At 33.4% G+C, this 23,543-nt stretch carries 22 protein-coding genes; 13 read left to right on the top strand and 9 right to left on the bottom strand.

The features are described 5' to 3' along the window. Positions 1-162 precede the first annotated feature (162 nt). Entirely contained in the window at positions 163-1,359 is a 1,197-nt protein-coding gene (locus AW14_RS07955; RefSeq protein ID WP_044637031.1) for an IS256 family transposase, read from the top strand. A 49-nt stretch (positions 1,360-1,408) separates the two neighbouring features. Here the strand turns inward: AW14_RS07955 and AW14_RS07950 are convergent, their stop codons facing one another. The 5 genes from AW14_RS07950 to trkA all read right to left on the bottom strand — a co-directional run bounded on the left by AW14_RS07950 (position 1,409) and on the right by trkA (position 5,693). Beyond that, the gene (locus tag AW14_RS07950; protein WP_044638331.1) at positions 1,409-1,594 is read right to left on the bottom strand and encodes a CsbD family protein; all 186 of its coding nucleotides are present in this window, start codon (positions 1,592-1,594) and stop codon (positions 1,409-1,411) included. Between the two features lie 28 nt (positions 1,595-1,622). Then, the gene (locus tag AW14_RS07945; protein ID WP_044638330.1) at positions 1,623-2,093 is read right to left on the bottom strand and encodes a Dps family protein; all 471 of its coding nucleotides are present in this window, start codon (positions 2,091-2,093) and stop codon (positions 1,623-1,625) included. Between the two features lie 163 nt (positions 2,094-2,256). Further along, on the bottom strand, positions 2,257-2,523 hold the full coding sequence (locus AW14_RS07940) for a hypothetical protein (protein ID WP_044638329.1): 267 nt from the start codon (positions 2,521-2,523) through the stop codon (positions 2,257-2,259). Positions 2,524-2,816: 293 nt separating this feature from the next. After that, positions 2,817-4,313 carry a TrkH family potassium uptake protein gene (locus AW14_RS07935; protein ID WP_044638328.1) on the bottom strand — a complete coding sequence of 499 codons (1,497 nt, stop codon included), beginning with the start codon at positions 4,311-4,313 and terminating at the stop codon, positions 2,817-2,819. A 30-nt stretch (positions 4,314-4,343) separates the two neighbouring features. Continuing rightward, positions 4,344-5,693, bottom strand: coding sequence for a Trk system potassium transporter TrkA (trkA, locus tag AW14_RS07930; RefSeq protein WP_044638327.1), 1,350 nt, complete (start codon positions 5,691-5,693; stop codon positions 4,344-4,346). Between the two features lie 195 nt (positions 5,694-5,888). Here trkA and ubiE point away from each other — a divergent pair, with 195 nt between their 5' ends. Next, positions 5,889-6,614: a bifunctional demethylmenaquinone methyltransferase/2-methoxy-6-polyprenyl-1,4-benzoquinol methylase UbiE gene (ubiE, locus tag AW14_RS07925; protein WP_044638326.1), complete on the top strand. Its 726-nt coding sequence runs from the start codon at positions 5,889-5,891 to the stop codon at positions 6,612-6,614. 4 nt (positions 6,615-6,618) lie between these two features. Further along, positions 6,619-7,347: a type IX secretion/gliding motility protein PorT/SprT gene (porT, locus tag AW14_RS07920; RefSeq protein ID WP_044639550.1), complete on the top strand. Its 729-nt coding sequence runs from the start codon at positions 6,619-6,621 to the stop codon at positions 7,345-7,347. Positions 7,348-7,351: 4 nt separating this feature from the next. Here the strand turns inward: porT and AW14_RS07915 are convergent, their stop codons facing one another. After that, entirely contained in the window at positions 7,352-8,071 is a 720-nt protein-coding gene (locus AW14_RS07915) for a TrmH family RNA methyltransferase (RefSeq protein ID WP_044638325.1), read from the bottom strand. A gap of 252 nt (positions 8,072-8,323) precedes the next feature. Between AW14_RS07915 and tamL the strand changes: the two genes are divergently transcribed. From tamL to rpe, 8 genes are all read left to right on the top strand, one after another. Beyond that, a complete protein-coding gene (gene tamL, locus AW14_RS07910) occupies positions 8,324-10,906 on the top strand; it encodes a translocation and assembly module lipoprotein TamL (protein WP_044638324.1) in 2,583 nt (860 codons plus the stop codon). Between the two features lie 132 nt (positions 10,907-11,038). Continuing rightward, positions 11,039-12,106, top strand: coding sequence for a class II fructose-bisphosphate aldolase (gene fbaA, locus AW14_RS07905; protein WP_044638323.1), 1,068 nt, complete (start codon positions 11,039-11,041; stop codon positions 12,104-12,106). A gap of 275 nt (positions 12,107-12,381) precedes the next feature. Then, complete coding sequence (gene accD / locus AW14_RS07900; protein ID WP_044638322.1) at positions 12,382-13,239, top strand: acetyl-CoA carboxylase, carboxyltransferase subunit beta; 858 nt, start codon at positions 12,382-12,384, stop codon at positions 13,237-13,239. Positions 13,240-13,366: 127 nt separating this feature from the next. Next, positions 13,367-13,636, top strand: coding sequence for a 30S ribosomal protein S15 (rpsO, locus tag AW14_RS07895; RefSeq protein WP_044638321.1), 270 nt, complete (start codon positions 13,367-13,369; stop codon positions 13,634-13,636). Positions 13,637-13,930: 294 nt separating this feature from the next. Further along, a complete protein-coding gene (locus AW14_RS07890; protein WP_044638320.1) occupies positions 13,931-16,186 on the top strand; it encodes a polyribonucleotide nucleotidyltransferase in 2,256 nt (751 codons plus the stop codon). Between the two features lie 250 nt (positions 16,187-16,436). Then, the gene (locus tag AW14_RS07885; protein ID WP_044638319.1) at positions 16,437-16,811 is read left to right on the top strand and encodes a hypothetical protein; all 375 of its coding nucleotides are present in this window, start codon (positions 16,437-16,439) and stop codon (positions 16,809-16,811) included. A 165-nt stretch (positions 16,812-16,976) separates the two neighbouring features. Then, positions 16,977-17,840 (top strand): sigma-70 family RNA polymerase sigma factor, encoded by an 864-nt coding sequence (locus AW14_RS07880; protein WP_042497104.1) that lies wholly within the window; start codon positions 16,977-16,979, stop codon positions 17,838-17,840. A gap of 189 nt (positions 17,841-18,029) precedes the next feature. Beyond that, complete coding sequence (rpe, locus tag AW14_RS07875; protein WP_044638318.1) at positions 18,030-18,692, top strand: ribulose-phosphate 3-epimerase; 663 nt, start codon at positions 18,030-18,032, stop codon at positions 18,690-18,692. Here the strand turns inward: rpe and AW14_RS07870 are convergent. The 3 genes from AW14_RS07870 to AW14_RS07860 form a co-directional block, all read right to left on the bottom strand. Next, on the bottom strand, positions 18,689-19,105 hold the full coding sequence (locus AW14_RS07870; protein WP_044638317.1) for a CBS domain-containing protein: 417 nt from the start codon (positions 19,103-19,105) through the stop codon (positions 18,689-18,691). The two genes, rpe and AW14_RS07870, sit on opposite strands and share 4 nt — an antisense overlap. A gap of 91 nt (positions 19,106-19,196) precedes the next feature. Further along, entirely contained in the window at positions 19,197-19,616 is a 420-nt protein-coding gene (locus tag AW14_RS07865; protein WP_044638316.1) for a CBS domain-containing protein, read from the bottom strand. Positions 19,617-19,694: 78 nt separating this feature from the next. Then, positions 19,695-20,546 (bottom strand): zinc-dependent peptidase, encoded by an 852-nt coding sequence (locus tag AW14_RS07860; protein WP_044638315.1) that lies wholly within the window; start codon positions 20,544-20,546, stop codon positions 19,695-19,697. Between the two features lie 351 nt (positions 20,547-20,897). On the opposite strand from AW14_RS07860, the gene AW14_RS14470 reads away from it, so the two are divergent. Next, positions 20,898-22,598, top strand: a complete 1,701-nt coding sequence (locus AW14_RS14470) for a CFI-box-CTERM domain-containing protein (protein WP_052647455.1) — start codon at positions 20,898-20,900, stop codon at positions 22,596-22,598. After that, entirely contained in the window at positions 22,598-23,539 is a 942-nt protein-coding gene (locus tag AW14_RS07850; RefSeq protein WP_044638314.1) for a hypothetical protein, read from the top strand. The genes AW14_RS14470 and AW14_RS07850 overlap by 1 nt, the downstream gene beginning before the upstream one ends. The last annotated feature ends 4 nt before the right edge of the window (positions 23,540-23,543 follow it).

The following is a 23,543-nucleotide window of genomic DNA, read 5'->3' as shown; positions in this document are numbered from 1 at the left end:
TTTTCTTAAAATAAAAAAACCTCTATGCTTAATTGCATAGAGGTTTTTTATTAAAAATATATTTTCTATAAATGGTAGTATCTCACAAAGTGTGTAAAGTTAAAAATATCGAGGGTTGCAACCCTCGATATTTTTTTGTTTAATTTTAAAATTTACACACTTATGAAGAAAGAAGATTTTCTAAACGACGATTTTTTAAAACAGTTTAAAACAGGAGACGAACTGACCTCCTTTCTAAAATCCATTCAAAAGCGAGGTATTGAAAAGATGCTAGAAGGGGAACTTGATGCTCATTTAGACTATGAGAAGCATCAGCAATCCGATAATAGCAATACCCGTAACGGCTATGGGTCTAAAAAGATAAAAACAGCTTTAGGAGAGACTAATATTAAAGTTCCCAGAGACCGGGACGCTTCTTTTAACCCTATGCTGGTTCCTAAACGCACTAACATGGTTGATGGCATAGAAAACGTCATTATCAGCCTTTATGCCAAGGGTATGAGTAATTCTGATATTGAAGAGCAAATCCGAGAAGTTTACGATTTTGATGTATCCACATCTACCATATCACGTATCACAGATAAAGTTACCAATGATATTGTTGCTTGGCAAAACAGACCTCTGGAGCCCGTATATTTAATTACTTGGATGGATGGCATCGTATTTAAGGTTCGGGAGAACTCCAAAGTCATTAACAAAACCATGTACATCGCCGTAGGACTGCGTAGAGATGGTAAAAAGGAAGTCTTAGGGCTTTGGTTGGGGAAGAATGAATCGGCAGCCTTTTGGATGAGTGTACTAACCGATATGAAAGCCAGAGGCGTTCAGGATTTGCTTATCACGGCCACAGATAATCTTAACGGTTTTACCGACACCATTAAAAACGTTTTTCCTGAATCTAAAACCCAAATCTGCGTGGTACACCAGATTCGTAATGCTTGTCGGTATGTTGTTTGGAAAGACAAGAAAGAATTTACAAAGGACATGAAAAGCATCTACGATGCACCCACCAAAAGTGCAGCAAAAGCCGCCCTAGAAGACTTTGCTCAGAAATGGGAACACAAGTACTCTTACGCTATTAAAAGCTGGAGAGATAACTGGGAAGAACTTACCGCTTTCTATGAATTTCCTTTAGAAATTAGAAAAATCATTTACACTACGAACCTTATTGAAAACCTTAATGGAAAAATCAGAAAATACACTAAAAACAAGCTCTCATTCCCAACAGATGAAGCTGTTATGAAGTCCACTTTTTTAGCCCTTAGAGAGGCTACCAAAAAATGGTCGATGCCTATTAGGAACTGGGGCATTATTTTAAACCAGTTTTTAACTATATTTGAAAAAAGGGTTCAACTTTAAAAAAGTTAAACCCTCGATTTTTAACTTACACACTTTACGGGATAGTGTCCTATAAATCTGAAATGATTTTATGAATTTCGTCTTTAGTTTTTCCTAATTTTTCCTGTAACTTTCCAAAAAGCTCATCCTCTTTTCCTTCGGCTAACATTAAATCGTCGTCTGTTAAATTACCAAATTTTTGTTTTAATTTTCCTTTTGTTTCGTTCCAGTTTCCTTTTAATTTTGTCGTATTCATGGTGATATTTTTTAAAATGTTAATAATTCTATTTTATATATTTTCTCAATTTCCAAGCTTCGGTTTCATGTTGTAACAATAAACTTGTTAAGAAGTCTACGGTTCCCATATCGTCGGTTTCATCTTCTATGGAAGTAATCATTTGTCTTAATTCTTTCGATACCGATTCGTGATCTTTCAATAATTCGATAATCATTGTGTTAGAATCGGGATTCGAATCGCTTTCCTTTAAGGTTGCATGATCTAAAAATGCTTGCATCGTACCCACGGGTTTTCCACCCAGCTTACTAATACGTTCGGCAATTTCATCGATGGCCTCTTCTAAACCATTGTATTGATTTTCGAAAAGCACGTGCAGTTCCATAAAACTTGCTCCGGTAACATTCCAGTGAAACTTTCTTGTTTTAATATATAATATCATATCATTAGACAATGCTACAGTTAAGTGTTTAATGTTTAAATCTAAATTTTTTTCTTCAATACCAATATCTGTTTTCATCTTCATAAATTTTTAATTTTATTAATTAACACGTTTGTTAAACGCTTTATTACAAAGATAATACCTAGATACCGTGTTGCTGTTACACAATTATTTTTGATTTTTACAGAATATTAATTTCTGAGGTTTTTAAACCTTAAATCCCTTTAAAAAGGAAGGTTTTCTAGAATAAATAGCGATAAATTATAAAAGCGAAGATTACTAACACCAGAGTTAAAATAACAAAATGCTTTCTTGTTCTTATCTTATTTTCGCGTTGCAATTTTTCTCTAATTTTTAATAAATCGGTTTTAGATGCTTTTGGAAATTCTTTTAATTCTATTCCAGCATAACTGCCAGAAAACGGTTTGTTTTCTTTTCGTTTTGACATTAAGCTTCTATTATTCTTTAATGAATTTATAGCAGCCATCATAGCGCCTTCTCCACCCATGATTTCTAATTTTAAATTGTTAAAAAATTTATGCCGATACGTAGCTGTTGTATCTTAAAGTAAAGAAGCTTCTTTAATAAATAAGTATGTAATTAATTTAAAATGTTACAATTTTAGCAGGAATTCGCATTAGCGGTAGAAGTGGCATCCTTTTTAAAAAAGTTAGAAACCCCTATTTTGAAGCATACACAGAAGTTTAAAGCTGTTACAAACTTTTAATTTGTACCCTTTACTTTTTAAAAAGATATAACGAATAACGCGACCGCGCTTTTTCGCGTGGGAATGCCCAAATACTATCTATTACGCCAAAAAAACGGCGTTAATAAAATTAAGACGGTAAAGAGTTCCAGACGACCAATGAGCATTAAAAATGAGGCCCACCATTGTCCTAAATGCGGAAGTGCAGCATAATTACTCACGGGACCGAAATTGCCAAAAGCCGGACCTACATTACCCAAACTAGATGCCGAAAGCCCAACAGACGAGGTGAAATCGAGACCAAACATTGAAAATACTAAGGCACCAATTATAAAGGACAACATGTAAAGTATGAAGAAGCCCAAGACATTAAAAACGATGGTTTCTGGAATGGCGCGCTGGTTATATCGAACGGGTAAAATGGCGTTGGGATGCAGCGTGCGTTTAAATTCTAGAAATCCGTTTTTTATTAATATTAAATGACGCACAACTTTGACGCCTCCCGAAGTACTTCCTGCAGAACCGCCCAAAAACATGAGTCCGAAAAAGAAAACTACTAAAAAGGGCGTCCATAATGTGTAGTCGGCCGACACAAAACCTGTTGTTGTAATAACACTTAACACTTGAAATAAAGCATGCCTGAACGCGCTTTCGAATTCGCCCCAAACCATAGGATGGTGGATTGTTGAAATGGAAACATCGGCACCAAAATAAATAAGTAAAGTGGCTATAATTGTAAAAATACCAATGAATTTAAAATACAATTTAAACTCTTCGTCGTGAATAATTTTTTGAATTTTACCTTTAAAAGCAAAGTAACTTAACACGAAATTGGCACCCGCCAAAAACATGAAAAGGATGACTATATATTGAATAACTGGTTGGTTGTTCCAATAGGCTAAACTGGCATTTTTGGTTGAGAAACCACCAGTAGACAAAGTAGCCATGGAGTGATTAATGGCATCGAAAAACGACATGCCGGCTAACTTTAAAAATAAGGTTTCGGCAGCTGTATAACCAAAATAAATAAGCCATAAACGTTTTGCTGTATCGGTTATTCGGGGATGTAATTTATCGGCACTGGGGCCTGGCGCTTCGGCTGCAAAAAGCTGCATACCTCCTATGCCTAACAATGGTAAAATAGCGATAGCTAGCACGATAATTCCCATACCTCCTATCCAGTGTGTGGTGCTTCTCCAGAATAAAACACCTTTTGGCAAGGCTTCAATATCGTTTAAAATTGAGGCGCCCGTAGTTGTATACCCCGACATGGTTTCGAAAAAAGCATTGGTGAAATTTGGAATACCTCCAGACAAAACATAAGGCAAGGTGCCCGACAAAGACATGATGATCCACCCAAAAGTTACCACAATGTAACCTTCGCGTTTATTCATCTCTTTTCTGTGATAGCGTGTTAAAAACATGGCTATTACCCCACTGCAAAGGGTTAAAACACCCGCCATAAATATTTGAAACGTAACTCCGTCTTTATATATTAAACTCACCAAAGCAGAGAGCAACATAAAACCGCCGTTGAATAATAACAACAGACCTAAAAAATGACAAATAATTTTATAATTAAGTTTCAATATTTATAATGTTTTAATGACATTTTACAACAATTATAAGAACAACTGCTCGACACGTTTAATTGACTGTAAAAGGCAACAAACAACAACCAAATCGCCTTCCTGAATTTTAAAACTTCCCAGTGCAATAATACCAACACCGTTTCTAATAACCCCACCTATAATGGCTGCTCTTGGAAAATCGATATCCTTAATTAATTTATTGCAAACCAACGAAGTACTATTAACTTCAAACTCTAATAATTCTGCATTTAAATTACTTAGTTTGGTCATGGCAACAACATCGCCTTTTCGAATGTATCTAAAAATATTGTTGGCTGCCAGTAGTTTTTTATTTACAAGTGTATCGATACCTATGGAATGCGACAGCTCGAAATAATCCATATTCTCTACTAAAGCTATGGTTTTTTTAACGCCTTTAGATTTAGCTACCAAACAAGACATGATATTGGTTTCAGAGTTTTTGGTAACCGCTATAAAGGCATCCATTTCGCTAATATGCTCCTCATCTAATAAATCTACATTTCTGCCATCGCTATGTATTACTAAAACTTCAGGCAAATCGTCGGCAATATCGAATGCGCGTTCTTTATTTTCTTCTAAAAGTTTAACGTTAAATTTTTTACTAGATAAGTCGCGCGCGGTTTTAAAACCAATTTTACTTCCGCCTAAAATCATAACATTATTGATTTCCCGGTTCGATTTTCCGGTAAGTCGGCATAATTCTTCGGCACCACCTTCCGACGTTATAAACACCACATCGTCGCCGCGTTCAAATACAGTGTCGCCGCGCGGTATAATAGTAAATTGGGTACCATAACGTTTAATCGCTATGGGTACAAAATGAATTTCTGGTAATATTTCGGCAGCTTGTTTTACTGTTTTTCCAACAAATAATGCCGAACGAGACAGCGTTAAACTTGCCATGGATAAGGCACCGCCTTCAAACTCAAAACTTTCTCTAAAGGATGTTTGTCGTAACGATAACTCAATCTCTGATGCTGCAAGCGCTTCGGGTGAAATTAATTCGTCGATACCAAATTTAGTAAAACCTAATTCTTCTTTATGGTGGATAAATTCGGTATTAGAAATTCTTGCTATGGTTCGTTTTGCACCTAACTGCTTAGCCAATACACAAACCGTAATATTGGTTGTTTCGCTTGAAGTAACAGCAATAAATAAATCGCAAGTATTTACGCGCGATTCTTTTAAAATAGCTATTGAGGTAGAATCTCCCTTAACTACTCGTATATCTAAATGCGTTTCGGCATAAAGCAAAATTTCTTTATTGGTATCTATTAAAGTTATTTCTTGAGATTCGTAAGACAATAATTTAGCTAAATGAAACCCTACTTCACCTGCGCCTGCAATAATTATTTTCATTATTTATTTTGGTATAGAGAGTTACAAATATAACACAATTTACACTGTGATTTAAAAAGACCGAAAATGCTTGAATTTTGAAACTAAGAAAAAATCGTTTTCTGCTGTAAACAAATGTATTTTTAGAGCATTTTGATTTCATTTGATATTTTAAAGTCGGAATAAATTATGTAGGTTTGCTAAAAAAAATAAGCTTTGTCAAAAATTAAACCATATAAGGACAGTGATTTAGGAAAAAAGGAACAAGTCACTCAAATGTTTGATAATATTTCGGAAAATTACGATGGCTTAAATCGTGTTATTTCTTTCGGAATTGATATTAAATGGCGCAAGAAAGTTGTTAAAATAGTGAAAGATTCTAATCCAGACACTATTTTAGATATTGCAACAGGAACAGGCGATTTAGCAATTAACCTCGCCGAAACCCAAGCTACTAAAATTACCGGTTTAGACATTAGCAGTGGCATGCTGGAAGTTGGTAAACAAAAAATAAAGCATAAAGGTTTAGATTCTAAAATTGAAATGATTTTAGGAGACAGTGAAAATATGCCTTTTGAAGATGATGCTTTTGATGCTATAACCGTTGCCTTTGGTGTAAGAAATTTTGAAACTCTTGAAAACGGACTTAAAGAAATATACAGGGTTCTTAAACCCGGAGGTACGTTTGTTATTTTAGAAACCTCGATCCCTACAAAGTTTCCATACAAACAGGGGTATAATTTCTATTCAAAAAACATACTACCACTCATAGGAAAAGTATTCTCGAAAGATAGAAGTGCTTATAAATATTTAAGCGAATCGGCATCTGTTTTTCCTTATGGTGAAACTTTAAACAATATTTTACGAGAAATTGGGTTTATAAATGTTGAAGATTTTCCGCAAACCTTAGGCGTTGCGACAATCTATAAATCATCAAAATAAAACTATGAAGCATATTTTTGCCTTATTATCACTTTTATTTGTTATCCAAACTTCTAACGCTCAATTATTTAAAAGAGAAAAGGTAACTTATGATGCTAATCAAGGTCGTGGTAGCACCGATAATAATTTATTGCGTTGGGGTTATTTTTTAGGAATTAATAACTACGATTTTAATTTCGACTATAACGAAGACCTTAGAGATATTTATGTAAAAACAAGCCCCGGCTTTAGTGTGGGTTTAATAGGTAATCTTCGCGTTAACAATTATGTAGATTTACGTTTAGAACCTGGTTTGTTTATTACGACTCGAGAATTATATTACAGTGAAAGTTATTTTAATGGAAGCGCTATTACTGAAGCAGATTTAACGCGCGAGGTAAAATCGACCTATATTCATGTGCCGCTTTTGGTAAAAATATCAACCAAACGTATTAACAACTTTAAACCTTTTATTGTTGGTGGTTTTTCTACGGCATTAAATTTATCGAGCAACGAATCAAACCCTAACGACAACAGTAACGGGCAATTTAGAACCAAAAAGAACATGCTTTTTTACGAACTTGGTTTTGGTATCGATTTGTACTTATATAATTTTAAGTTTACACCTTCCATTCGCGGCCTCTTTGCTATAAACGATGAGTTAGTTAGAGACAAAGACCCAAACAGCCCTTGGACCAGCAATATAAACAGCATGAAAACTAGAGGTGTGTTTATAAACTTTACGTTTCAATAATAGCTTAACGCCTTTTAAATTCGCTTAATAAAATAGCTGTGGCCGTTGCTACATTTAAACTTTCTGTAGCTTGAATATTACCAAATCTAGGAATCGAAATTTTGTTGTTAATTAAGGCTTCAATGGTTTTAGAAATACCATTAGCTTCATTACCCATTACCAAAACACCTTTATTAATTAATGTTGTTTCGTAAACATTAGCACCTTCCATAAAGGCTCCAAAAACAGGAAGTTTGGTATCAGACAAAAACTGATTTAAATCTAAATAACTAATATTAACTCGGGTTATAGACCCCATTGTGGCTTGCACAACTTTCGGGTTAAAACAATCTACCGTTTCTGTACTACAAACCAAATCGCTTATACCAAACCAATCGCATAGCCTGATAATGGTTCCTAAATTACCAGGATCTCTTACAGCATCTAAAGCAACTATTAAACTATTTTCTTGTATTTTTTTTGGCTTCGGAATTTCAAAAACGGCTAAAGCTGTATTGGGAGTTGTTAAAAAGCTTATTTTTTTTAATTCAGATTCTGTAATTAAAACTTCCAGTTTGGCATCAATATTGAAAGTCTCGGTCGTATAAAGACGATGCATTTGTAAATGAGATTTTAACAATTCGTTTATTGTTTTAACCCCTTCTACAACAAAAAGTCCGTGTTGTACTCTATATTTTTTCTGCTTTAAACTGGTAATTAATTTAATCTGACTTTTAGAAAGCATTTTAATTTGTTTTATAATGGTAAAGAAATAAAAAATAGAGCGCTTTTGTAGTTAAAAAGAGTAATTATTTTTTGATTATCATATTTTAAAGGGCACTTAAAATTATAAATAAACAAAAACTAAGAACTGAAATAAAAAAACAAAGAAAAACACCCGAAATAATGTATTTTTGAAATATTATTAATTCATTTTAATATTTATATTTTAAAGGAACATCTTTTTTTAGCTTAATCCGATAAATAGTAATTCCATTTGAAACAAGCAACTTACAAAACGGCAGTATTTATTTTTATCACAATCACATTGTTTGCTTGTGATGCTGTTAAACGTGTTTCGGAAACCGATTATTTACTCACCGAAAACACGGTATTGGTTAATGGAAAAAAGGATAAATCGGAAACAATAAATAACCTTTTATACCAAAAACCAAATACGTCCTTACCGCTAATTGGTGCTCCTATTCGACTACATATTTACAATTTAGCAAGACCTAATATTGATTCTATTTTACAAGAAAGAATTTATAACAATCCAGAAAAATTAAAATGGAAAACGAAATTATTATCGAGAAAACAATTAGATAAGGACGTTGAAACCCGAAGAGGGTTAAACAATTGGCTAAAAAGAACCGGTGAAGCGCCCGTAATTGTTAGTGAAGATAAATCTAAAAAATCGGCTAAAAGATTAAAAGATTATTATATAAACAATGGCTGGTTTAACGTAACAACCAATTACAGCATCAATAAGCAGGAAAATAAGCGTGCCGAAGTAGCATACGAAATAGAAACGGGAACTCCTTTTTTAATAGACACCATTACAGAAATAATAAAATCGCTAGTAATAGATTCTATTTACAACCGAAACATTAAAAGAGGAAGCCTTATAAAGTCTAACGACCAGTATAAAACAAAAAACTTCGAACAGGAGCGCTACAGAATAACCGATCAATTAAGAAATTCTGGGGTGTATCATTTCGAGCAAGATTACATTACTTTCGAAATGGACACCATTGGTAAAGGCAGTAAAATAAATATTGACCTTCAAATTCAAGACCGAATTATACGAACTAAAGATTCTTCCAAAAGAGTGCCTTTTCATATTTACAAAATTAAAGATGTAAATATTGTAACTGATTACTCCTATGAAAACAGAAACAAACCTTTTCAGGATTCTGCATTTTACAAAGGCTTTAAAATTTACAGTTACAACAAGTTAAAATACCGCCCCAAGGCACTTACAGATGCTATATTTACTAACCCGGGTTCTATTTTTAAAGACAACGACCGTACGCTAACCTACAGGCATATTAATGAACTTCGTACTTTTAAATATCCTAGTATAGAGTATATAGAAAACGAAAATTACACACTTACCGATACCATAAGGCTAACACCACTTAAAAATTTTAGTTTAGGTTTCAGTGCCGATGTATCACAGAGTAACATACAAACCGTTGGGTTTTCATTAAATCCTAGTTTATTAATTAGAAACATTTTTAGAGGAGCCGAGACTTTACAACTATCGGCCATTGGATCGATTGGTGCTTCAAAAGATAAAAACAATGTAGACGATCCGTTTTTTGATATTAACGAATTTGGTGTGGACTTAAAACTTACTATACCACGATTCTTTTTTCCATTTAACACAGAAAAAATTATTCCGAAGTATATGTCGCCCAGTACGCGCATTAGTATAGCGAGTACATCACAAACAAACATTGGGTTAGATAAACAAACATTTAGTGGCAAATTTAATTACAGATGGCAACCTTCAAGAACAGTTACTAACGAAGTAGATGTTTTTAACATTCAATACATTCTTAATAAAAACACAGAAAATTATTTCGATATCTACCCCAGTTCATACAACACACTAAACGATATTGCTTCTATTCACAACAAAAACCCCACTTATGTAGATGCCAATGGTGACTTAATTAAATCCACGGTTGAAGCAGATTTATCGGGAGCCGATTTATTTGCTCTGGAAGTTATTTTAGGTTTAACCGATTTAACAAGTGCCGATAATGAATTTCAAACAGTAAATAACATTATTACCCGAAAAGATCGCTTAACACAGGACAACCTTATAATTTCGAGTAATTACAGCTTCACGGTTGATAACCGTGAAAGTTTAGCCGATAAAGATTTTTCAATTTTTAAAGGAAAAATCGAATTGGCAGGAAATGGTTTAAGAGCCCTTTCTAAAAGCCTAGATTTAAATAAAGACGACCAGGGTTCCTATGAACTTTTTAATGTTCCTTTTTCACAATACATTAAAACAGATTTAACGTATATAAAATATTTTAATTTAAACGATTCTAACACACTTGCTTTTAGAGCGTTTGCAGGAATTGGTATTCCATTAGGTAATTCTACAACAATTCCATTTTCGAAAAGTTACTTTGCAGGTGGAGCGAACGATAACAGGGCATGGAAACCTTACGGATTAGGACCTGGAGACAGCAACAATTTTAACGATTTTAACGAGGCTAATTTTAAATTAGCATTTAACTTAGAACATCGCGTTAAACTTTTTGGAGCTTTTGAAGGCGCCGTATTTGTTGATGCTGGAAACATTTGGAATGTAGGTGAATTTTCTAAAGTATACGATTTCCTTTTCAATGAAAACACCTCTTTTAAGGGATTGAAATCGTTAGAAAATATTGCTATTGGTACTGGTTTTGGATTGCGATACGATTTTAATTTCTTTGTTTTTAGATTCGATGTAGGATTTAAAACCTACGACCCAGCCTACCAAGATCAAAACAGATGGTTTAATGACTATAATTTTGCGAATGCCGTTTATAACATAGGTATAAACTATCCATTTTAATCGTGTTTTTATTAAAAAAACTATAACGTTTTAGTATAGTTTTTCTAATTTCAAGACTAAAAACCAAGCATATTTATTCAAAAATTGATTACTTTTGAATCATACAAACTAAAAACAAAAATTCAATACAATATGGGACACAACATTAAACCAGGAGTTGCTACAGGCAAAGAAGTGCAAGCCATTTTTAAACTTGCTAAAGAAAAAGGATTTGCATTACCAGCCGTAAACGTAATAGGATCTGATACAATAAACGGCGTTTTAGAAACTGCTGCAGCTTTAAATGCTCCCGTAATTATTCAATTTTCTAACGGAGGTGCTCAATTCAACGCAGGAAAAGGATTAAGCAATGAAGGTCAAAAAGCAGCCATAGCCGGTGCTATTGCTGGAGCAAAACACGTTCATACTTTAGCTGAAGCTTATGGCGTGCCTGTAATATTACATACAGACCACTGTGCTAAAAAACTTTTACCTTGGATTGACGGTTTACTTGATGCGAGTGAAAAACACTATGCTGAAACAGGAAAATCTTTATTTAGTTCGCATATGATTGACCTTTCTGAAGAGCCAATTGAAGAAAACATTGAAATTTGCAAAACTTATTTAGAAAGAATGTCTAAAATGGGCATGACTTTAGAAATAGAATTAGGTATTACAGGTGGTGAAGAAGATGGCGTTGACAACAGTGATGTAGACGACTCTAAACTATACACACAACCAGAAGAAGTAGCATATGCTTACGAAGAATTAAGCAAAGTAAGTGACCAGTTTACTATTGCAGCTGCTTTTGGTAACGTACATGGTGTTTACAAACCAGGAAATGTGAAATTAACTCCGAAAATCTTAAAAAACTCACAAGATTATATTTCAGAAAAATACGGTGTTGGACATAACCATATAGATTTCGTATTCCATGGTGGTTCTGGATCGACGGTTGAAGAAATTCGCGAAGGAATAAGCTACGGTGTTGTAAAAATGAATATTGATACCGATTTACAATATGCTTTCATGTCTGGTATTCGTGATTATATGAGTGAAAAAGCAGCGTATTTAAAAGGTCAAATTGGAAATCCTGAAGGCGAAGATTCTCCAAACAAAAAATATTACGATCCACGTGTTTGGTTACGTTCTGGTGAAGTAACTTTTATAGAGCGTTTAAAACAAGCATTTGAAGATTTAAACAACGTAAATACGTTATAAAAATAAATTACTTAAAAAAAGGCTTTGTTTACGCAAAGCTTTTTTTTTGCTTAAAACCCTCACAAAAACGATGGTTTTTCAAAAAAAATTAAAAAAAATCAAGAATAAAAGCCTCTTCGTATTACCTCAAAATTAAAAAAAGACTTAATTTTGCCAACAGGCTTTATGCCAAATATAGAAAACCAATACCGGTTTTTTTGTAACTTAAAATTTAAAATTCAACCAACTCTGACTTAAAAAACAAGGTCGGTATAAACTAAAAATAGCAAATCAATATGTCTTGGTTTAAGAGAAAAACAGCAGGAATTACAACAACTACAGAAGAGAAAAAAGACACCCCTAAAGGGTTGTGGTACAAATCTCCAACTGGTAAAATAGTTGATGCCGAAGAATTAGAAAAAAACTTTTACGTAAGTCCGGAAGATGGCTATCATGTTCGTATTGGAAGTAAAGAATATTTTGAAATTCTTTTTGATAATAATGAATTTAAAGAATTAGATGCTAATTTAGAATCTAAAGATCCGCTTAAATTTGTGGATACAAAAAAATATCCAGACCGTTTAAAAGCGGCACAAAATAAAACAAATTTAAAAGATGCCGTGCGCGTTGGGGTTGGCAAATCTAAAGGGAAAGATTTAGTAGTTGCCTGTATGGATTTTGCTTTTATTGGCGGATCGATGGGTAGCGTTGTAGGTGAAAAAATTGCACGTGCAGCCGATTATTCTCTAAAAAACAACATCCCATTAATGGTTATCTCTAAGTCTGGTGGTGCTCGTATGATGGAAGCCGCATTATCGTTAATGCAATTGGCTAAAACATCTGTAAAATTAGCACAATTAGCCGATGCCCAAATACCTTACATTTCCTTATGTACCGACCCAACAACAGGTGGTACAACTGCCTCTTTTGCTATGTTAGGTGATATAAATATTAGCGAGCCTGGTGCTTTAATTGGTTTTGCAGGACCTAGAATTGTTAGAGATACCACAGGAAAAGAACTACCTGAAGGTTTCCAAACTGCCGAGTTTTTATTAGAACATGGTTTTCTAGATTTTATTACTGTTAGAAAACAACTAAAAAATAAGGTAAATCAATATTTAGATTTAATATTAAATCAGCCTTTAAGAGCCTAAGTATTAACTTTAGTTTTAAGTGGAAATAAAGCCAACAAAGTTTTCAACTTTCAACTTAAAAGCATTATATTTGCCGCTCGAAAGATAGCCTTTCGGTTACATAACAATTATTTACAATAATATTAGCATGTATTTAGCAAAAGAAGTAAAAGAAGAAATCTTCGCAAAACACGGTAAAGGAGCAAACGATACTGGAAGTGCAGAAGGACAAATCGCGTTATTTACGCACAGAATTAATCACTTAACAGAGCACTTAAAAAAGAATCGTAAAGATTATAATACTGAGCGTTCTTTAGTAAAACTAGTAGGTAAGCGTCGTGCTTTACTAGATTACTTAACGAAGAAAGATATCTTAAGATATCGTGCAATCGTAAAAGAATTAGGATTAAGAAAATAATAAAAAGAGGCTTTATGGCCTCTTTTTTGTTTTTGCGTTAGGGATTGCAGCGGCATCCTTTTTTAATTTTAAACACGCAGCCTTGGCAAGTGGTTGAAATTAAAAAAGATATAGCGAAAAGCCCGACCTAATTCCTGAACTTTTTTCAGGATTAGGGAACGCCATAAAAATTAACTCTATCGAAAAAGAGTATAAATTTTCGAATTGAAGAAGCTAATTACGGTTTTTCATTGGTCACACAACAACTACACACAACAACACAACGACCATTGTTTAATTAGAATTAAAAAAATTATGATTCCAAAAGTTTTTAAGGAGGTTATTGACCTTGGTGACGGTAGAACTATTTCTCTCGAAACCGGAAAATTAGCAAAGCAGGCACATGGTTCTGTTGTTGTTCAGTCGGGAAATTGTATGTTGTTATGTACAGTTGTTTCTAACTATAGTGCAAGTCCTGGTATAGATTTCTTACCGTTAACAGTAGATTATCGCGAGAAATTTGCTGCTGCAGGTCGTTACCCTGGTGGTTTCTTTAAAAGAGAAGCAAGACCTAGTGATGGCGAGGTGTTAACAATGCGTTTGGTAGACCGTGTTTTACGTCCGTTATTCCCAAAAGATTACCATGCAGAAACACAAGTTATGATACAGTTAATGTCTCATGATGAAAACGTTATGCCCGATGCTTTAGCTGGTTTAGCTGCTTCTGCTGCTATCCAATTAAGTGATGTGCCTTTTGAAACGCCTATTTCTGAAGTTCGTGTTGGCCGTATTGATGGTCAATTTATTATAAATCCAACCTTTGCACAATTAGAGCAATCTGATTTTGATATGGTTATTGGTGCTTCTGCCGATTCTGTTATGATGGTTGAAGGTGAAATGAAAGAGATTTCGGAAGAAGAAATGGTTGAAGCTATTAAATTTGCTCACGATGCCATTAAAGTACAATGTGCTGCTCAAGTAAAACTTGCTGAGGCTTTTGGTAAAAAAGAAACTCGCGAATATGAGCCAGAACGTGAAGATGAAGCGCTTGCAAAAAAAGTTCTAGATTTAACTTACGATAAAGTTTATGCTGTAGCGAAAAAAGCGTCTTCTAAACACGAACGTAGTGCTGCTTTTGAAGCTATTAAAGAAGAAGTTAAAGCTAACTTTACTGAAGAAGAATTAGAAGATTTTGGAGATCTAGTTTCTAAATATTTCTACAAAGCAGAGAAAAAAGCCGTTAGAGACCTAACATTAAATGAAGGTTTACGTTTAGACGGACGTAAAACTACAGATATTAGACCTATATGGTGTGAGGTAGATTATTTACCTTCTACACACGGTTCGTCTATATTTACTCGTGGAGAAACGCAAGCATTAGCCACAGTTACATTAGGTACTTCCAGAGAAGCAAACCAAATAGATATGCCATCGTTTGAAGGTGAAGAGCGTTTCTATTTACATTATAACTTCCCTCCTTTTTCAACTGGTGAAGCACGTCCTCTAAGAGGAACGTCGCGTCGTGAAGTTGGTCACGGAAACTTAGCACAACGTGCTTTAAAAGGGATGATTCCAGATGATTATGCTTATACTGTAAGAGTTGTTTCTGAAGTATTAGAAAGTAACGGATCATCGTCTATGGCAACGGTTTGTGCTGGTACAATGGCACTTATGGATGCTGGTGTACCAATGAAAAAACCTGTTTCTGGTATTGCAATGGGTTTAATTACAGACACTGAAACTGGAAAATACGCTGTATTATCTGATATTTTAGGTGATGAAGATCATTTAGGTGACATGGACTTTAAAGTTACAGGTACTGCCGATGGTATTACGGCTTGCCAAATGGACATTAAAGTTAAAGGATTGTCTTATGAAATTCTGGTAAATGCACTTAAACAAGCTCAAGCTGGACGTTTACATATTTTAGGAAAACTGGTTGAAACTATTGCGCAACCAAATGCCGATGTGAAACCACACGCTCCTAAAATGATTACAAGAATAATTCCTAACGCTTACATTGGTGCTTTAATTGGACCTGGAGGAAAAGTAATTCAAGAGTTACAAAAAGCTACTAAAACTACTATTGTAATTAATGAAGATCCTGTAACAGAGGAAGGTATTGTTGAAATTTTAGGAACGAACCAAGATGGTATTGATGCTGTATTAGCAAAAATTGATTCTTTAATGTTTAAACCAGAAGTTGGTGGTACTTACGAAGTTAAAGTTATTAAAATGTTAGATTTTGGTGCGGTTGTAGAATATACACAAGCTCCAGGAAATGAGGTTTTATTACACGTAAGTGAACTAGCTTGGGAACGTACTGAAAATGTTACCGATGTTGTTAATATGGGCGATGTTTTTAACGTGAAATACTTTGGAGTCGATCCTAAAACACGTAAAGAAAAAGTATCTCGTAAAGCATTACTAGAGAAACCAGAAGGATATGTTGCTAGACCACCAAGAGATAACAACGATCGTGGTGGACGTGATAACAGAGGTAGAGATAATCGCGGACGTGATAATCGTCGTGATGACAGAAGACCTAGAGAAGACAAAAAAGAGGATTAATTTCTTTTTTAAACTTTATAAAACTAAACCTCGTAATCATATTTACGAGGTTTTTTTATTTATTACACATTCGTTGGTAAATTTCAAGTTAAACAACACAATAATAATCTATTCTAATTTTTCATTAATTGAATAAAAAAAAGAATCATTATTGTAAACTCGAATAATATCTCGAAAACATTAACTCATACAAAACGTTAAAACCTGTTAAAAATTTGCTTTTTAGCTCATTTTCATTATATTATGAGTTATGATATACGCAGATAAAGAAAAACATTCAGACATTTTAGAGAACTCCATTACCTATTTAGAAAACCGTGGTTTTGAAAATATTAAAGCAGATTTAGATGGTTATGAAACACCTAAATCATATACAAAATCTGGTAGCGATATTTCTATTACACCCGATGTTGTGGCAACTAAAGAAGGTAGGAAATATTATTTTGATATTAGCTTAAAATCTACAAAACCCAGACTTTTAAAATCTAAATGGCTTTTTTTAAATACATTGAGTAAAATTAATGCGTCCCGATTTAAAGTTATTACCGTTCGTGGTCATTATAAATATACTCAAGACATGTTAGACGCCGTAAATCTTACACAAAAACACCTTATTAAAATTTAATAATCCCTAAATGGTTTTATTTGTTTTAAGTGACTTTTAACCTTTGTTAGTGTCGAAAAAAAAAAATACAAGAAAATAAAAACATTTTTTTGTAACAAAAACAGTTATGCTTACGTATAACTACTGAATACCATTATTCATTTTAAATTTACAGGAGAATACCAGATGAGACAACTTAAAATTACGAAGCAGGTAACCAATAGAGAAACCGCTTCGTTAGACAAATATCTTCAAGAAATAGGAAAAGTTGACTTAATTACCGCAGACGAAGAAGTAGAATTAGCACAGCGTATTAAAGCCGGAGATCAAGTGGCTTTAGAAAAATTAACGAAAGCTAATTTACGTTTTGTTGTGTCGGTAGCTAAGCAATACCAAAACCAAGGGTTAACCTTACCAGATTTAATTAACGAAGGTAATTTAGGTTTAATTAAAGCGGCACAACGTTTTGATGAAACACGTGGTTTTAAATTTATATCATACGCTGTTTGGTGGATTCGTCAATCGATACTTCAAGCATTAGCAGAGCAATCTCGTATTGTGCGTTTACCGCTTAATAAAATTGGTTCTATAAACAAAATCAATAAAACTTTTGCTTTCCTTGAACAAAGTCATGAGCGTCCGCCAAGTGCTGAAGAAATTGCAAAAGAATTAGACATGACTATTAACGATGTTAAAGAGTCTATGAAAAATTCTGGTCGTCACGTAAGTATGGATGCGCCTTTAGTTGAAGGTGAAGATTCTAACTTATACGACGTATTAAACAGTGGTGAATCTCCAAACCCAGATAGAGAATTATTACACGAATCGTTACGCACAGAAATTGAGCGTGCTTTAGAAACATTAACCCCTCGTGAGGCCGATGTTATTCGTTTGTATTTTGGTTTAGGAAATCAGCACCCAATGACATTAGAAGAAATTGGTGAAACATTCGATTTAACACGTGAGCGTGTTCGCCAAATTAAAGAAAAAGCGATTAGAAGATTAAAACATACTTCAAGAAGTAAAATATTAAAAACATATTTAGGTTAGTAATTACTATAAATTACGACTAAATTAAAGTAACAAACAGTTTCACATAACTGTTCGTTTTTTGATTGATGAAAGAACCCTCGGCTGATTACCGAGGGTTTATTTTTATAATAGCTTTAGCACCAAATATAAAGTGTGCATCTAAAAGACTTTAGTATATTTGCACAAACTTTACAAAAAACACCAAAAATGAGTACAAAACTTATCGCTCCATCATTATTAGCTTCAGACTTTGCTAACCTACAAAGAGATATAGAAATGGTTAATAAAAGTGATGCCGATTGGTTTCATATTGATATAATGGATGGTGTTTTTGTTCCTAATATTTCCTTTGGAATGCCTGTTCTAGAAGCAATGGCAAAACACACAAAAAAACCATTGGATGTTCATTTAATGATTGTTGACCCAGATAGATACATTAAAACATTTGCCAATTTAGGAAGCGAAATTTTAACCGTACACTACGAAGCTTGTACCCATTTACACCGAACCATACAAGCCATAAAATCGGAAGGCATGAAAGCCGGTGTTGCACTCAACCCACATACCAACGTAAATCTTTTAGAAGATGTTATAAATGATTTGGATTTAGTTCTTATAATGAGTGTAAATCCAGGATTTGGCGGACAAAGTTTTATTGAAAATACCTACTCGAAAGTTAAGCAACTTAAAGATATGATTGTTCGTAAAGGCGCTTCAACAATAATTGAAATTGATGGTGGTGTTACCAACGCAAATGCAAAAGCGCTTGTTGATGCAGGAGCCGATGTTCTTGTTGCTGGAAGCTTTGTTTTTAAAAGTACAAGTCAATTAAAAACTATTGAAGATTTAAAATCTATCGTAAATCCTTAATAAATTCTCACAAAATATTTAAGTAAGTCGCGGGTGGTTACAATTCCATCTAGAATACCATCGCGCGTTACAGGTAATGCATGAAATCCTTTTTCAGCAAGTATCCTTGCTGCATCTATAACCAATGCGTCATGTTTAATGGTTGTTACGTTTTTAGTCATAACCTGTTCAATAGTAAACGTGTTATAAACTACCATATTAACATCATGCTCATCGGCAGTAACTTCGGCAGTACTTATTTTAAGCAAATCTGAATAACTTACCATACCAATTACAACATCTGAACTTACTACAGGAATATGTTTAATTTTAAACTTATTAAAAAGCATTTCGGCACGTTCTAGTTCGTCTCCGCGTTTAAGTGCGATAACATTTTTGCTCATTATTTCTGAAACTAAAGTATGTTCTCTCATGATATTAAGTTTTTATTATTATTCAAAATTAAAAAACACGGTGTTTAAGCATATGACAAATGTCATGTAATCAAATTTTTTAGTTGTTTTTTTAAAATTGTTTTAAAAGATATTTAATTAAATCGGTTGTTGTTACAATGCCCACCAGTCTATTATTATTAACTACAGGAAGTGCATGAAATTCTTTGGTAGATAAAATCTCAGCAACATCTTTTATGGAATGGGAAGATGAAATCGTTTCAATGTCTTTTTTCATGACCTGTTTAATGGTAAACATTTTATAGATTAAAGCATCGGCATGGGCGTTTAAATCGTCACTACAATCTGCAAAACTGAGTCTTAATAAATCTGTGTAACTTAACATGCCCAAGACCACACCAGATCTTACAACAGGAATATGTCTTATATGATGTTTTTTAAAAAGCATTTCTGCTTTTTCTAATCTATCATTTTCTTCTAATGTAATAACATGCTCTGTCATTATCATTGAAACAGGAGATTTTCTTATCATGACCTTAGTGTATTAAATCTTATTTTCTAAGGTATAAAATACACGGGTAGAAAAGCATGATAAATATCATGTATCTAACTAATAATCAGCAACATTAAAATTAAGCATCTGTTTTACCTTGAAGTAAATTTGAGGAAAGTGATTTTTAAAATCTTTAGGAGTTTCAATGAAATTTTCTATAATTACTGCTAAAAATTCAAATTGATTACTAAAGGCGTATCTTCTAAAATAATTTGAAGTTAGTAAATTAGTTCTTAAAGTTTCATCTTGAGTTAGCATATCGGACAACTCTTTAAATGAATCGCTAAAAATAGTAGAACTAATATCACGCTCTTTTATACTATTAAAATGAATAGCGTGGGTAATTTCATGTATCCCTAGATTAATATTATCGTAGTCTATGGAATATCCCTCTTTAAAATCTTTCCAAGACACCACCAGAGTTTCTAATCTTGGATTAAATTCGCCTTTATGATAGGCCTCGTTTGTATTAGAATAAAATTTGGTTGGATACACTACAATTTTCGAGATTAACCCAATATAAAAATCGCGAAAACCAAAAGTAAGCATCACAGCCGTGGCCGATATTAAAACTTTAACCTCATCGTTAATTATAACCCCTTCTCTGCCTATAAAATCTTTATCTTCTATAAAGCATACTAATCGGTGTTCGAAAAACCGCTTTTCTTTGTCTGAGAGCTTATTATAAAACGAAAACTGGTTTCTTAAAATTGATTTTTTATTAGTATCAATTTTTTTCAGGAATAAATAAACGTGATTATATAAAGGTTTTCTATGTTTTAAAACATAAGTAACCTCAATCATTCTAAATAAATAATATAAAATTAAGCCAACTAAAAACCCTAGAAATAGTAAAAGTATTATAGAGTTTACCAAACTCGAATCCTCAATTAATAATACTTTTATCATAGGCAATCGCTTTATTTATTTATAAAGATATGCAATACTAATAAAAAAAGACAAGCTATTTTTAGCTTGTCTTTTTTTTCGTGAACTCGACAGAACAAATGTCGAACCTTTTTGAGGAAGATATGAAGAAAATGATGGACTTAGCGGAGTATTTAAAAGCAGCTTAACAGCAAATTCGGGGGAGATAAAAATATTTCTCCCGACATTTTGTTTAATTGTAAAATTTGTGTAAGCAAAATTGCAATTATTTGGAAAAAAAGTGCTAAAATTGGGTTTTAAAATTTAAAACCACGAAAAGGTTAAGTCTAACTTTAGTTTTGCTTTACCGAGGATATAAATTGGAATGCACTTATGAAGCTTATACATGAAAATCCATATAGAATTGCAGGCATCTTATCCAATGCTACTGAAAGAGAACTCCAAAGACAGCAAAGTAAGATTAAGAAGTTTGCGAAGATTGGCAGAGAAGCAGATTCAGAGTTAGATTTTAATTTTTTAAATCCGGTAAGTCGTTCAGAGGAAAATGTAAATAAAGCGTTTTCAAACATAGAGCAAAACGGAGATAAAGTTTCAAATTCTCTGTTTTGGTTTATTAAATCTAACCCTTTTGATGAGACAGCTTTGAACTATTTGATTAATGGTGACAAAGAAAAAGCTCTAGAAATATGGGAGAAAGTAACAAATGGTAAAGAAATAACCGCTAAGAACTTCTCATGCTTTAATAACATAGGAACATTAAAGCTTTTGGGTTCCAATCAGTCAGAAATTGCTGATGGAATTTCTTTAAAGTTTAAACTACTTGATTCAGATAGTTTTGCCGATTTTGTTCATTCCGTAGCAGATCAAACCTATTCTATTGACAACAAGAAACAAGCAGAAAAACTGGTCGATACACTTTTATCGCAACTTAATGGGAAATATACTTTAGCCAGTACAGCTAAGCTTTTCAGTGGATGTAATTCAGAAACGAAAAAGTACATCTCTAAGAAGTTTACTGAAAAGCCTATTCACAACTTAGAAGCTCGAATAGAAAGTGCCAAAAGCAGAAGAAAACAAGACAAATTCAAAGCTTATGATTTTGGTTTAAAGTTATTTGTTGATAGTAAGGAAGACTTAGCTTCTATAAAATCCATGTTGGGAGCAAGTGATCTGAAATTCAAAATGATTGCAGATAACCTTGCTAAAGAAATTATGCAATGTGGTATTGATTATTTTCAGGCATGGAAGGATTCAAAAGATCCAAGTAATGAAGGATTGAAGCTTCTTAAATATGCTGATTCGATAGCAATTGGCTCTCAAACAAAGGATAGAATTAGAGAGAATATCGAAGGCATGGAAGAATGGGCTCAATCTGCTCCTATAAAAGAAGACCTTGAATACATTACAAATAAGCTAAGTAATTTCCAAAACCAATCAGACACTATAAGTAATGCTAAATCATTGGTTAGTGGATGTAAATACAAATTGCAGTCAATTAGGGGTGTTCTTGGCTCCGATGATGAACTCTATTTAGGGATTAGCAGTGCAGTTGTCGGAAATGCACTAGGTATGTTGATAGAAGTTGTAAATGAAGCTCAAAGTGGATTAGAATATAACCGCTCGAAACTTCTACTCCTTCCTGGGGTTGTTTCTGATGCAGTTGAAGTAATAAACATGTTGGATGCGTTAGATATGAACTATGAAACAAGAAGAAGGTTCAATGACAACAAATCCACTATTAAAGGCATGAATACTCAATTAGAAACTGTGCGAAGGCAAATGAGGTCTGCTTCAAGTTCTAGTTACAGTTCTTCTAGCAGTAGTTCATCTTCAAGTGGCGGTTGTTATATCGCAACAATGGCTTATGGAGACTACGACCATCCACAGGTTCTTGAATTACGGAAATTTAGAGATGAGTTTCTAGATAAGTTCTATCTAGGAAAACAGTTCATTAAGTTTTACTATAAGTACTCACCTAAACTTGTTGAAAAACTTGAAAATAAACAGAGCATAAATAATGCTATCCGTAGATCATTGGATCAATTTGTAAAGCTTATTAAGAAAAAGAAATAATGAAAAAAGTAATACTAGGAACAATTATAGGTTTATCGTCATTTGTAGCCGTGGCTCAAAGTGACAGCTTGATAAACGTAGAGGTAACATCTCTTAAACAGCAATTAAAAGAACAATCAATTGAAATCGAAAAGTTAAGTGATAAGTACCAAGTTCAAAGGAATTCATTGATTGAAAAAGGTAATGCTATTTCTAAACTCAATCAGGAAAACCAGTCCTTAAAAGGAAAACTTGATAGTGTTTCTAATATCGTAAGCACCAATGGAAATAATATTGTTGCTATTTCTAAGGACTTAGGTACGAAAATTCAGGAAACCGGAGATATTGCTGATAGCAAAATTTCCGCTTTAAATAGTGATGTAGATAAAAACAGATTGTACTGGATAATTGGTACGCTAGCTACTTTACTAATTGGCGGTGTTATTTTTTGGCTTCTTGGGAAAAGAATTACTTCGAGTAAAACCGATGTTGAATCGCAAATAAACAACACAAAGAAATCGCTTGAAGAAGAAAGTATCAAATTGGATAGTAAGCTTGTTGAAGTTTTAGAGTCCCAATTGAAAATACAACAAGCAGAATCAAGTTCAACTCCATCAAGCTCTACACCTGAAAAGGAAGATCACTCTTTAGCTTTAAAAGTTGCGGACGAGATTGTCAGAATGCAAAAGAATATTTCACGAATGGATGAAGGTACCAAGGGATTAAAGCCTTTAGAAAAAGGAATTGAAAGGATTCAAGCAAATTTTGCAGCAAATGGTTACGAAATGGTTAATCTTTTAAATAAGGATTATGAGGATCGTATGAACTTGGACGTTATCAACTTCTTAGAAGATGACAACCTTGAAAAAGGCAAGAAAATCATTACTAAAATTATTAAACCACAAGTCAACTTTAATGGTATTCTTATTCAAAGAGCACAAGTTGAAGTTTCACAGAATTAAAAAT

This window comes from Siansivirga zeaxanthinifaciens CC-SAMT-1 (assembly GCF_000941055.1).
Classification (GTDB): domain Bacteria; phylum Bacteroidota; class Bacteroidia; order Flavobacteriales; family Flavobacteriaceae; genus Siansivirga; species Siansivirga zeaxanthinifaciens.
This window is presented reverse-complemented; position numbering and strand designations above follow the sequence as displayed.

Bases quoted from the DNA above. Each gene is read 5' to 3' on its own strand.
- AW14_RS07955 (WP_044637031.1), top strand. From the start codon at position 163: ATGAAGAAAGAAGATTTTCTAAACGACGATTTTTTAAAACAGTTTAAA.
- AW14_RS07950 (WP_044638331.1), bottom strand. From the start codon at position 1,594: ATGAATACGACAAAATTAAAAGGAAACTGGAACGAAACAAAAGGAAAA.
- AW14_RS07945 (WP_044638330.1), bottom strand. From the start codon at position 2,093: ATGAAAACAGATATTGGTATTGAAGAAAAAAATTTAGATTTAAACATT.
- AW14_RS07940 (WP_044638329.1), bottom strand. From the start codon at position 2,523: ATGGGTGGAGAAGGCGCTATGATGGCTGCTATAAATTCATTAAAGAAT.
- trkA (WP_044638327.1), bottom strand. From the start codon at position 5,693: ATGAAAATAATTATTGCAGGCGCAGGTGAAGTAGGGTTTCATTTAGCT.
- porT (WP_044639550.1), top strand. From the start codon at position 6,619: ATGAAGCATATTTTTGCCTTATTATCACTTTTATTTGTTATCCAAACT.
- AW14_RS07915 (WP_044638325.1), bottom strand. From the start codon at position 8,071: ATGCTTTCTAAAAGTCAGATTAAATTAATTACCAGTTTAAAGCAGAAA.
- fbaA (WP_044638323.1), top strand. From the start codon at position 11,039: ATGGGACACAACATTAAACCAGGAGTTGCTACAGGCAAAGAAGTGCAA.
- accD (WP_044638322.1), top strand. From the start codon at position 12,382: ATGTCTTGGTTTAAGAGAAAAACAGCAGGAATTACAACAACTACAGAA.
- rpsO (WP_044638321.1), top strand. From the start codon at position 13,367: ATGTATTTAGCAAAAGAAGTAAAAGAAGAAATCTTCGCAAAACACGGT.
- AW14_RS07890 (WP_044638320.1), top strand. From the start codon at position 13,931: ATGATTCCAAAAGTTTTTAAGGAGGTTATTGACCTTGGTGACGGTAGA.
- AW14_RS07885 (WP_044638319.1), top strand. From the start codon at position 16,437: ATGATATACGCAGATAAAGAAAAACATTCAGACATTTTAGAGAACTCC.
- AW14_RS07880 (WP_042497104.1), top strand. From the start codon at position 16,977: ATGAGACAACTTAAAATTACGAAGCAGGTAACCAATAGAGAAACCGCT.
- rpe (WP_044638318.1), top strand. From the start codon at position 18,030: ATGAGTACAAAACTTATCGCTCCATCATTATTAGCTTCAGACTTTGCT.
- AW14_RS07870 (WP_044638317.1), bottom strand. From the start codon at position 19,105: ATGAGAGAACATACTTTAGTTTCAGAAATAATGAGCAAAAATGTTATC.
- AW14_RS07865 (WP_044638316.1), bottom strand. From the start codon at position 19,616: ATGATAAGAAAATCTCCTGTTTCAATGATAATGACAGAGCATGTTATT.
- AW14_RS07860 (WP_044638315.1), bottom strand. From the start codon at position 20,546: ATGATAAAAGTATTATTAATTGAGGATTCGAGTTTGGTAAACTCTATA.
- AW14_RS14470 (WP_052647455.1), top strand. From the start codon at position 20,898: ATGAAGCTTATACATGAAAATCCATATAGAATTGCAGGCATCTTATCC.
- AW14_RS07850 (WP_044638314.1), top strand. From the start codon at position 22,598: ATGAAAAAAGTAATACTAGGAACAATTATAGGTTTATCGTCATTTGTA.